This is a genomic window from Streptomyces sp. SM18, assembly GCF_002910775.2.
GTDB lineage: Bacteria > Actinomycetota > Actinomycetes > Streptomycetales > Streptomycetaceae > Streptomyces > Streptomyces halstedii.
The window spans coordinates 435530-446822 of sequence record NZ_CP029342.1 but is presented as its reverse complement, the minus strand read 5'-3'; the positions used below and the strand labels follow the sequence as shown (position 1 = coordinate 446822).

Sequence of the window (11293 nt, the reverse complement as noted above, 5' to 3'; positions counted from 1 at the left end):
CCAACCCACGAAGTGGACGACGCCGGCAAGCAGGTTGGTGAGGATGTTCATGCTGGTGATTCTCCTTGTGCATGGTGCATTGTGTGGGACTGCGCAATCGCGGTCTGCAGCCCTCGTTCGCGCTCAGTAATCATCAGCTCTCGAAGGGTGGTGATGCCACCAAATCCGGAACGATCACGCGTTCGAGCGAACATCCGATCCCGTGTTCGTGTGTTCTGGGCCGAAGGGGCTGTCCCGAGCGAGGACGGAGCGATGAGGCGCGAGAGCCCGGGGTGAGCCGCCCGGCGCCGGGTGTCAGGCGGGCACCCGGTCCAGCAGCCGCCGGACCGAGCGGACCGCGGCGCGCCCCGCCCGGTTGGCGCCGATCGTGCTGGCGGACGGCCCGTACCCGACGAGGTGCACCCGCTTGTCGCGTACCGCCCGGGTGTCCTCGACACGGATGCCGCCCCCGGGCTCGCGGAGCCTCAGCGGGGCCAGGTGATCGACGGCGGGCCGGAAACCGGTCGCCCACAGGATCACGTCGGCCTCGACCGCACGCCCGTCCTCCCACACCACCCCGCTCTCCGTGATCCGCTCGAACATGGGCAGCCGGTCGAGCACGCCCTGCTCGCGGGCGCGGCGGACGGCGTCGTTCAGCGGCAGCCCCGTCACGCTCACCACACTCTGCGGGGGGAGGCCGCGCCGTACGCGGTCCTCGACCATCGCGACGGCCGCCCGGCCCCGCTCCTGGTCGAACGGACCCTCGCGGAACACCGGGGCCCGCCGGGTCACCCAGTACGTCGCGGCCGCCACGTCGGCGATCTCCATCAGGTGCTGGGTGCCCGACGCGCCCCCGCCGACCACGACCACCCGCCGGCCGGTGAACTCCTCCGGCCCCGCATAGTCCGCGGTGTGCAACTGACGTCCCCGGAAGGTCTCCTGGCCCGGATAGCGCGGCCAGAACGGACGGTCCCAGGTGCCGGTCGCGTTGATCAGCGCGCGGGGGGTGTAGGCGCCCTCGGAGGTCTCGACGAGCAGCCGGCCGCCCTCGCCCTCACGCACGGCGCTCACCTCGACCGGCCGGTGCACCCTCAGCCCGAAGCGACGCTCGTAGGCGGCGAAGTACGCGCCGATCACCTCGGAGGACGGCCGGCTGTCGTCGGCGCCGGTCAGCTCCATGCCGGGCAGGGAGTGCATGCCGTGCACCTTGCCGTACGTCAGTGAGGGCCAGCGGAACTGCCAGGCGCCACCGGGCCGGGGCGCGTGGTCCAGGACGACGAAGTCCCGCTCCGGCTCGGCACCGGTACGGCTCAGGTGGTAGGCGGCGGACAGCCCCGCCTGCCCCGCGCCGATCACGACCACGTCCAGCTCATGCGCCCCAAAGTAGTTCACACTTCTACCAACCGTGTGTCGTACCCGGATCTTCCCGGTGGCCCGGCCCTGCCGGAGCACACCCCGGAGCCGGACGGCACCAGAATGGGGCCATGCCCGATTCCTTCACCACGCACCTGCTGAGCATCACCACCGGACAGACCGAGACGGTCACCGACCTGACGGTCGACTGCGAGCACTTCCTCGCCCGCGCCGCCCACGGCAGGGACGGCCTGCTCCACGTCTTCGTCCCGCACGCGACCGCCGGGATCGCGGTCCTGGAGACCGGCGCCGGCAGCGACGAGGACCTCCTCGCCGCTCTGAAGGACCTGCTCCCCGCCGACGACCGCTGGCGCCACCGCCACGGCCACCCGGGCCACGGCCGCGACCACGTCCTCCCCGCCCTCGTACCACCGCACGCGACTCTCCCGGTGATCGCGGGACGGCTGGAGCTGGGGACGTGGCAGTCGGTGTGCCTGGTGGACACGAACGTCGACAACACGGACCGTCAGGTGCGGCTGAGCTTCCTCGGCTGACCAGGATCGCTCCCAGGGGTCGTGCCGCCGGCTCTCCGCACGATGCGTGCGCGCACGGAGAAGATCTCGCACGGTGCGGCCCCCGGTACGACCACCATGACGGACGCGGTCGGTCCCAGGGCAGTCGTCTTTTGGGGTAGCGCCCTCAGGTCAGCGTTCCTCCAGGATTACTTCGGCGTTGGGGAAGAGCGCCCGGAAGCCGGAGAGCGGGAAGTGGTGTCCGGGCCTTTGCCGTAGGACCACGGTATGCAGTCCGGGCAGTCGGGACGCCAGTGGCGCGAGGTGCTCGGTGCCGTCCATGTTGGGGACTCGCAGGACTTCCACACCGGGTAGCTCCGGCATGCGTCCGACGGAGGCCGGAAGTTCTCGAAGGATCTCCGCGTTCAGATACAGGTGGATGAGTTGGGGCAGCGCGGCGACCTCCCGCCAGTCGGCCGCCGTCAGTTCCGTCGTCAACGGCCCCAGGCTGAGGGTGCGCAGCGTCTTCCAGCAGCTCAGTTCCCTCAGCCCGGTCGAGTCCGTGCTGTGCCGGCCCAGGAAGAGGAAATGCAGCGGTGCGTCGGTGGGCAGCGTTTCGGTGAGCGCGCGATCCGGCAGTTCCAGTGCCAAGGAGAGCCGAGCCAGGGACGACAGTGACCGCAGCCCCGAAAGATCCGCCACCGTGCCAAGGGACAGCTGGCTGAGGGGCAGCTGGGACAGCCGGTCCAGGCCCGTGGTCCGTGGGCATCCGTCGAGCCACAGCCCGTCCAGTGACGTGAAACGCCGTAGGATGTTCAGTTCCTTCAGCAACCGGTTGTCGTTGATGAGGAGCGCGGTAACTGATTCCGGCTCCTGTACGGCTGCCGCGATGTCCTCCGTGTGATGCGGGCCCCGGATATCCAGTCTGGTCCAGGAACGCATCCTGGTGAGGGCCTTGAGCTGCGACGGCGTTTCACAACGGAGAAAAAGGTCCTCACGGTCCAGATGGGCCAGGACTTCGGCTGTGTACTCGTCGGCGTCGAAACGGTCCCAGGTCCCGACGAGTTGCCGTCGGACATCGAGGTCCGTGTAGTCACGGAAGCGGCGCAGCACGGCGAGTGCCCCGTCCGGCTCCTCCTGGCCCAGGATCGAGGCGGTGACCGTGACACCCCGGGCCTCTTCCGCGGTAAGGCTCTCGGGTCCCGGCAGGAGCTCCAGTACCAGAGGACCGCCTGCCCCAGCCAGTTCTCGCGCCGCCTCTGTCGTACGCGGCGGGATCAGCTGGGCGGCCCGGCTCTCGACTTCCGCTCGCACCGACGGGTCCAGCGTCCCCGCGTTCTCGATGCAGGCCAGTGCCAGCAGCGTGAGCCGGGGAGTGTCCTTGGCCAGGAGGTCGCTCAGTACGGTCGCGCGTTCGCGGGGCCTGGCGTGGGCCACGGCCATGCGGATGACGTCCTCCCACTGTGAGTCCTCGGCGCGGCTGGTGAGGACCTCGATGTGGCCCTCCTCCACGGCGTACCGGGCAGCCAGGTAGTCCTGAAAGGTGCGATGAACGAAGTCCACCACGTCCTCCGCCGGGCGGCGCAGTACACCGCTGCGCAGCAGAAGCGTCCGCAGCACCGTGGTGGCGCCCGCCTTCCCGATGGCCGGTGCCAGCGAGGGCAGTGCCCGTTCCAGGAGGCCCTCGGCCACACTCAGGGTCATCTCCGTCCGGCCGCTCAGCACCAGGGCGTAGGCGAGACGCTGCAGCAGTTCGAGGCGGGTCTCCTCGTCGAGTTCCGGGCCGTCGACCGTGCCCAGACCCCGCTCCCGGTCACGGCGGGTCAGCAGCATGGTGAAAGCCGCGTCGTAGAGCTCCTTGCGCCCGGTCGGCAAGTAGCCGCGGCGCTCCCGGTGCAGTGCGCACACCAGGCCGCACATCAGCGGATTGGTGGCGAGACGGGACAGGTCGCGCTTGGTGCGCAGGGAATCCAGCAGGCGCTGCTCGTACTCCGGGGCATCAGCGGCCTTGTGCCAGCGGTGGACGAAGGTGGCGACTTCTGTCCGGCCCATGGGAACCAGGGACAGTTCCGAGAAGCCTTCCCGCGCCAGCCAGTCGGCGCGTACCGCGGTGGGGCGGGTGGTCAGCAGCCAGCGGTTGCCGGGGTAGGTGTGGACGAGGGTGCTCAGCCAGTCCCGGGTGGCGTGGCGGTCGGCGGCCGGAACCTCGTCCAGGCCGTCGACGAGGATCAGCGCCCGCCGCGCGGTCAGGACGCGTTCCGTCCAGCCGTCGGGTGGCGACAGCGGGCAGCCGGACGCCCTCAGGAAGGCGGCAGGGGAGGGCAGAGGGCCGGTGCGGATCAGGGTGCGCAGCGGGAGAACGTACGGGATGAGCGTGCCCTCACGTGCCGCGTTGACCGCCAGCCACTGCACCAGGGTCGTCTTGCCGGACCCCGCGTCCCCACGCAGCAGCACTTTCGGTTCTCGCTCCAGCGTTTCGTCCGCGGGCACGCGTCCGGCCTGGCCCTGGGAACCCTCACCGGCGTCGACGTCCCAATCCGTGTGCTGGGCAAGACCCTGACCGGTGGTGGCCTCCAAGGTCAGGTAGGCGACCTCCAGCGGCCACCTGTCCGGGGTGTCACGCAGGTCGATTCCGTACATGGTGAGGTGGTTGTGCCGTTCGGCGACATGAGGGAGATACCGGCGCTCGAAGGCGGTGTCGCGGGCATCGGGCCGCGGGACACGTGTGATGAGCTCGTCGACCTTGGCGATCAGCTCGGCTTGGCCGCGTGTCTGTTCCACCAGGGTCCGGGCCACAAAGGTGGAGCGCTGGGTGAAGAACTCCAGAATGTGCAGGCATGCCCACTCTGTTGCGGAGTCGAGGAAATAGCGGGCATCGGTGGACAGTCCTTCGCCGGACAGGGCACGGCCGGTGGATCCGGCAGCTGACGCGGCGGATTCCGCGGTCCGGTGGGCCTGGCGGCGCAACCGCTCGGCGAGGGCGAGGTGGCCCAGGCGGACGGCCTGGACATCGGTCATGTCCAGGCCGCCGAGGGCGAGCAGGCGGGCGGCGAGGACGCCGACGACGGCGGCCTCCTCGTCGGACGGAAAGGGAAGCTCGCCGGGGGAAGCAAGTGCCGCCCGGACCAGCCGCGCCGCGAGCCTTTGGACTTCCCTGTCGCCGAGGGTGCGCTTCTCGCCCCGGAATGACACGAGGTCGGCGAGCCGGACCGGTCGGTCGACCAGTCCGGCACCGGGGCCGCCCGTCACGAACAGCTTCTTCACCAGGGGGATGATCAGTCCGGACGCCAGCTTGCTTCCGAGTACCGTCGGTTCCATCCGCCACCCCCGAGGTCGATCGACCAGGGGAGCCTATCGATTCTTTGAGTACTGCCAAGCCGGTCCCCACCAAGCGGTGAGGGAACGCCGCTTGGTGCCGGACCGTGTCGGAGCGACGCGGCCGGCGGAAGAGGCCCGGGTGAGCCTCGCGCTCGGTGTCCCCGGGCCCGGCGCGCCGCCCCAGGCGGGGCCCGGCCGTTGAGGCATGGCCCCGCCGCAGGCCGTTACCGGGCGGTTCGGCGTCGGCGGGCCGCGACGAACGCCCCGCTGCCGACGGCCAGCGCGGCCAGTGCGCCGCCTGCCGCGGCCGCCGCCCCTGAGCCGGTCGCGGCGAGCCCTCCGGCCGGTGCGGAGCCGCCGCCGGAACCGTTCGCCGGTCCCGCGCCTGCGTCGGTGGTGGCCGGGTACGAGGCCTCCGGTCCGGGTCCAGGGTCCTCGGTGGGGCCGGGAGGTACGGCCGATGGAGGGGGAGTGGCGGACGGTGGGGGAGTGTCGGACACCGAGGGCGGCGGCACCGTCGTGGAGGGCTCCGGTGAGGTCGGCGGCGAGGTGGGCTCGCCGTCGTCGCCCGGGACCACCGTCGAGGGGTCGGTTCCGTTGCCGACGACCCAGGCGAGGGTCTCGGTGTCGCTCACCGTACGGCCGTCGGCGAGTGTGGCGCCGACGGTGAACGTCGTGCGGTAGACGCCTTCCGCCGTGAACGTCCAGTTCCAGTGGCTGTGCGCGTGCGCCGAGTGGTGGAGCTCGTCCGGCAGCCCGTCACGGCTGTCGAGGCCGACACTCACCCCGCCCGTCGCGCCCGTCGAGAACACCGCGACCGACCCCGGGCCCTGGACGGAGTCCAGGCGGAAGGACACGTCACCCCGGACACCGGCCGTCGTGAACTCCTCCGTGCTCCACCCCGGCCAGACCAGCCCGTCGACCTGACGCATCGGCAGGAGCCATACGGGATCGCCCGGTTCGCCGAGGAACGCGTACCCTTCCTCGATCTTCCGCTTGGCCGCGGGCTTGACGTGCAGGACCACGGTCCCGGGTTCGTACCAGGCGTAGTTCTGCGATGTGCCCTCCTTGATCTGGAACGCCAGCCCGTCGTCGGTCGGCCGCGCGGCCAGGTCGAGGTGACCGTTGTCGATCACATGCGCGGCCGGGCGGGTGGGCGTCGCGGTGGGAGAGGCCGTGGGGCTGGGGCTGTTGGGCGGCTCGGTGGGTGTCGTCCCGTCGCCCGGGACCACGGAGGAGGGATCGACGTCGTCACCGACCACGACCGCGAGGGTCTCGGTGTCGGATCGGCCTCCGGCGGTGACCGTGAAGGTCAGCCGGTACACCCCCTCCTGTGTGAACGCCCAGGTGGGCTCGGTGCGTTCACCGCTGTCCGGCAGGGTGAAGGAGTGCGGGGCGCCGTCGTCGCTCCCGAGGTGCTGGACGGTCGGCGCGTCGTCGGCGTCCATCTCGGGCGTGTACGTGTACAGCGCGAAGAGACCCGTGTCCGGGCCCTCGAAGTCCGCGAGGCGCACCTCCGTGTCGCCGCCGGCCTCGCCGCCCTTCCACCCGGGCTCCGGGGCATAGATCCGGCCCGCGTTGAGGAATCCGTTGAGGAAGTAGGCGTCGACCCGTTCCCCGACGACCGGGTAGGCCGGGCTGATCACCTCTTCCTTCGTCGCCGGCCCGGCGTGCACGACGACTTCGGACGGCTCGCGCACCACGGTGCCGCCGCCCGAGTGGTCGTCCAGTCGCAACCGCAGGGCACCGTCGGCGAGTCGGGGGACCAGGTCGATCACACCGTCCTCGATCACGACCGGGCCGCCGGCGGCGCGGGCTGTCCCGCTGCCGCCGGCGACCAGCCCCGCCGCGCCGATGAACACCGCGGCCCCCGCCGCTGTCGCCATGATCGCCAGGGGGCGCGAACCGCGCGTCAGGGCCGTGGTCATGAACTGACGACCACCGTGTACGTCTCGGTGGCGGTCTTGACGGCGCCCGCGACCGTGCCGGAGACACGGAAGGTCAGCTCGTACGTACCGGACTCCTCGAACGCCCAGTTGGCATGATTGTGGGCGCCCACGGGGAACGCCTTGGACTTGTACGAGGTGGTGGCGGTGTTGCTGTCGTACCAGCGCGTCCCGCTGCCCACATAGACGCTGAAGTCCTCGGTGGCGGCGCCGTCACGCGTGGCGCCGACGAGGCTGTACGACACGGAGTCGCCGGCGAACACCCCGGTGGTGAGGGCCTCGGTGGAGAAGCCCGCGAAGAGCACCCCACGGGCATGGGCGGTGGCCTGGTCCTCGGGCAGCAGCCACACCTCACTGCCGGAGCCCAGGAAGCCGTAACCGGGGTTGGCGACCTTGGCCGCGGCCGGGACCGACAGGACCACGTCGGACGGCTCGTACTCGGTGTCGGTCTCCTCGTCGTGGACGTGGAGGTGCAGGGCGGATCCGTCCCACTCGGAGTCGACGACATCGACATGGCCGCTGGTCAGAGTGGTGGCGGCGACGGCGGGCGTGGCGGCGAGAGCCGTCACGGCCAGGGCGGCCGCGGCGGTGCCGGCCAGGCTGAACGTACGGGCGGAAATGCGCATGAGTGGTCCCCCCAGGGGCCGTTGGGCGCACCGGCTTGAAGGCGCGCGAACAAGTGAAATAATAATCATTTTCATTAGCGTGGCAAGGGTGTTCGCGCCAGGGTTGCGGTGGGGGGCCGAGTGCCGTGCGTGGCCTGAGGTCGGGAGCGTGTGCCGCTCGGCCTCCGGGTGGGGGGGGGTGGGCCCGCCGTGGGCCCGACGCCACGGGGGTGCGGCTTCGAGGCGGTCAGGTCTTCTCGTGCGGCGGCGTCATGGTGGAGCCGGGCCACGTCCTTGAACGAGCCAGGCTCCACCAGGCACCGACCCGCCGATTCCCGGCGCGCTCGATGTACTGGCCCCGCTCGAACGGGGCCTCACGTCGGCGACGAAGAACGTCAGTGGTGGTCCCAGGACTTCAGTGGTCGTCCCAGTGCCCGTCGTGTGCGGCGTGCCGGTGGCCGTCGTGGACGTAGTCCATGTGGTCGTCGTGCGGCACGGCGACGTGGCCGCAGTCCACACCGTGCTGGTGGTCGTGCTGCTCGTGCACCGTGTGGGTGGGGTTCGCGCAGGCGTCCGCGTGGTCTCCGTGCATGCGGTGCAGGCCGCTGTCGTGGACGTAGTCGGTGTGGTCGTGGTGCGGGATCGCCACGTGGCCGCATTCCGGGCCGTGCTGGTGGGTGTGGCTGGAGAGGGGGTGGTGTGCCGGCGGGGTGGACATCTGCTGATTCCCTTTCGGTCGTGTTGTCCGCGGAATCTGGAATTTCCGCCTGGGATTGTCAGGCGTATTCCGGGACATCCCTCTCAGGGTAGCGTGAGGCCAATGCGGACGCCTGTGGGCGCCGCCAGGTGGGGCGTGTCCTGTGGGGAGAACGGGAATCCGGCGGGCGGGAATGCTGGAGCGGGCGTCCGGAACCCAGGGTGACGTGGTGAAATCCCGTACGCGCCCATGGATGACGAGGTCGTATCGCGCTTGTCGTCGGGTGTAGTTGGGCGTAGTTGGGTGCCTCTTCGCTTCTGTTTCCTTTCGGTGGGAAGGGTGATTTCCTATGGGCCGGAAGCGCCGGCCGGTAAAGCTCGTGGGCGAAAGTCCGGGGCCGTGTTCATTCCTTGTCGCTCAGTTGCCGCCGAGCCTGTCGCGCTCGGCTTCCCTGGAACGTTTCATGGGCTTCGGTGTACGCCGTGAAGGGCTGCGCGGTGGGTATGTCACCCACCCCGTTCCTGATTGCGGGACGGGTACCCCGTGGCTGTGCCTCTCCCGGGCCCGGCACCGCCGCTGCCGCTCGTGGAGCGCTGTGGCTCGCGAGATCTGGCCCCTGGGGCGGACCTGTTCCAGGCAGTTGAAAATGATTACCATCATGCTTAAGGTGGCGTGGTCACGTTGAGTCGGCGTACGGAGCGCCGTCGTGACGAGGGCTTGCCGTGCCGTCGGGGAAGCGGTGACGGCCGCGTGAGCGGGTGAGGGGCGGAGGGGAGTGACGGGCCGAACCGGGCGACCGATGGCGATGACGGCGTAAGGGCCCAGGCGGGGGCGGCGCGGTGCTGTCTCTGGGCGTGGGCCTCGCCCTGCTTGCGGTCGGTGGGAACACCACCTGTACGCACCGACTTCGCGGCCGAGGCGAGACCGGAATACGCGCGCCGCTGATCGCACGACAACCGTCCCCGCACGGCAACGCCCCCGCACGGCACCGGACCTCGGCGCCGCTCTGCCCTGAGGCGGCCGTTCCCTCCCCGCGCGGCGAACAGACCACCCAGCGGCCCTCCCCGGGCCGGCTCGAAGAGGAGTACGTAGCCATGGCAGCAACCAAGAAGTCGCGGTGGGCCGCGGTCGGCGTGGTGGGCTCGGTCGCGCTGGCTGGCCTCGCCCCGGCCGCGTGGGCCGAAGCGTCCGGCAATCCCGTACCGGATCAGGCCGTTCCGGCCTTCCGGGTGCTGTTCTCCCTGGAGAGGGAGGACCTGAGCCTCGAACTCACCCCGGGCCAGGCGGCATCGGGTGCGGCCGACCTGGTGCTGGGAGCGGCGGACAAGACCTCGGTCCCGGACGACGGGGCGTATGCCCTGCTGGGGCGGCCGGGGGAGGACATATGGCTGCTGGACGGCGGGGAAACCGGTGCGGCGGCCCCGCAGTGGGACACCACCGCGATTCCGGCGGACCGGCTGGCCGGAGACGGACTCCACTGGGCGCTCACCGGCCTCGAAGGGCCCGGTGACGTGAAGGTGATCGCGGCCGGGCCCGACGGAGCGTCGGCCGGGCGGGTCGGAACAGCGGGCGGCCCCGACGAAGCAACGTCCGGCCTCGACGAAGCGACGTCCGGGCCCGACGGAGCCGCGTCCGCCGGTGACGCGGAAGCGGCGCCCGAGGTGCTGTTCGACAGCGCCGACGGCCTCCCCGACGTACGGCCCCTCCCCGCAGCCGAACACGGCGATCTGCTCTGGGCGTTCACCGAGCCGGGGGAGTACCGGATCAGCTCCCGGGCCACCGCCGAACTGGCCGGTGGCCACAACGCCTCGGCCGACACGGTCTGGACGGTCCAGGTCACCGACGAGGAGTCCGCCGCGCCCCGCACCGGAACAGGGGGCGGTGACCCCACCGCCGAACCCGTGTCCCGGACCGGTCCCGCCGCCGAGGCGCGGACCGTGGCGAGCCGGACCGAGAAGGCCGCCGACGATCCCGTCGCCGACGAGAAGACCGTCATCGACGACGGCCATGTCGACGCCGTCGCCGCCAAGATGGTCGACGGAGAACTCCGTGCCCTGTTCAAGGACAGCCGCGACCCCAGCGACATCGTCTGGCGTGAACCCTCGTCGGTCGTGCTGCACGTCAACCCCCAGGCCAAGGAGAAGGTTCCGGCCGGGGACACCTACGCCTTCCTGGGCACGGCGGGCAGCGACTTCTGGCTCATCCCCCAGGTGCAGAAACAGGGCGTGGTCTGGGCGGGGTGGAACACCGAGGCGCTCGGCGGCTCCGACCTCAAGGGCCCGATCGACATGAAGCTGACGAAGGTCGAAGGGCCCGGCACGCTCGCCATCTGGGAGACCGCCGGGCTCGGGGGCGCCCAGGTGCTCTACAACAGCGCGGACGGCCTGCCGGACACCCAGAAGGTCAGCCTCGGAGTGCACGCCCACGCCAACTGGGGTTTCAGCGAGGAAGGCACCTACGGGGTGACCTTCCAGTTGAGCGGCACCCTGGCGAACGGGAAGCCGTCCACCGACACGCGGACCTACACCTTCGCCGTCGGCGATGTCGATCCGAACGCCGTTACCCCCGGTGGCGGTGGCAGCGACGGCGGATCCACCGGCGGAAGCGGCGGGTCCGGTCCGACCGGCGGCGGGTCGGCCGGTTCGGGCGCGGGCGGCACCGGATCGGCCGGCCCGGCCACCGGAGGCGGCGGATCCGCGGACGGCACCGGTGGCGAGGGGAGCCTCGCGCACACCGGTGCCGGCTCGGCCCTGCCGCTCGGCCTGGGCGCCGGTGCCCTCGTCCTCGGCGGCGGAGCGGCCCTCGTGATCGGCCGGGCCAACCGCCGCGGGACCACCGAAGGCCCGGCCGCACAGCACTGACCGGGCGCCCGCTCCCGTCCCA

7 protein-coding genes are annotated in these 11293 nt (G+C 71.1%); 2 read left to right on the top strand and 5 right to left on the bottom strand.

From position 1 onward, the window contains the following. Nucleotides 1–294: 294 nt before the first annotated feature. The gene (locus B9S64_RS01880) at nt 295–1371 is read right to left on the bottom strand and encodes an NAD(P)-binding domain-containing protein (protein WP_103489621.1); all 1077 of its coding nucleotides are present in this window, start codon (nt 1369–1371) and stop codon (nt 295–297) included. A gap of 92 nt (nt 1372–1463) precedes the next feature. Between B9S64_RS01880 and B9S64_RS01875 the strand changes: the two genes are divergently transcribed. After that, on the top strand, nt 1464–1886 hold the full coding sequence (locus tag B9S64_RS01875) for a secondary thiamine-phosphate synthase enzyme YjbQ (protein ID WP_103489622.1): 423 nt from the start codon (nt 1464–1466) through the stop codon (nt 1884–1886). Between the two features lie 150 nt (nt 1887–2036). Here B9S64_RS01875 and B9S64_RS01870 read toward each other — a convergent pair whose 3' ends face one another. From B9S64_RS01870 to B9S64_RS01855, 4 genes are all read right to left on the bottom strand, one after another. Next, complete coding sequence (locus B9S64_RS01870; RefSeq protein ID WP_103489623.1) at nt 2037–5162, bottom strand: NACHT domain-containing NTPase; 3126 nt, start codon at nt 5160–5162, stop codon at nt 2037–2039. Nucleotides 5163–5386: 224 nt separating this feature from the next. Beyond that, entirely contained in the window at nt 5387–7090 is a 1704-nt protein-coding gene (locus B9S64_RS01865) for a choice-of-anchor M domain-containing protein (protein ID WP_109491948.1), read from the bottom strand. Then, nucleotides 7087–7734 carry a choice-of-anchor M domain-containing protein gene (locus B9S64_RS01860; RefSeq protein ID WP_164346378.1) on the bottom strand — a complete coding sequence of 216 codons (648 nt, stop codon included), beginning with the start codon at nt 7732–7734 and terminating at the stop codon, nt 7087–7089. Before B9S64_RS01860 ends, B9S64_RS01865 begins: the two co-directional genes overlap by 4 nt. A gap of 394 nt (nt 7735–8128) precedes the next feature. Next, entirely contained in the window at nt 8129–8431 is a 303-nt protein-coding gene (locus B9S64_RS01855) for a hypothetical protein (protein WP_103488932.1), read from the bottom strand. Between the two features lie 1073 nt (nt 8432–9504). On the opposite strand from B9S64_RS01855, the gene B9S64_RS01850 reads away from it, so the two are divergent. Next, entirely contained in the window at nt 9505–11271 is a 1767-nt protein-coding gene (locus B9S64_RS01850; protein ID WP_103505085.1) for a choice-of-anchor M domain-containing protein, read from the top strand. Nucleotides 11272–11293 lie beyond the last annotated feature (22 nt).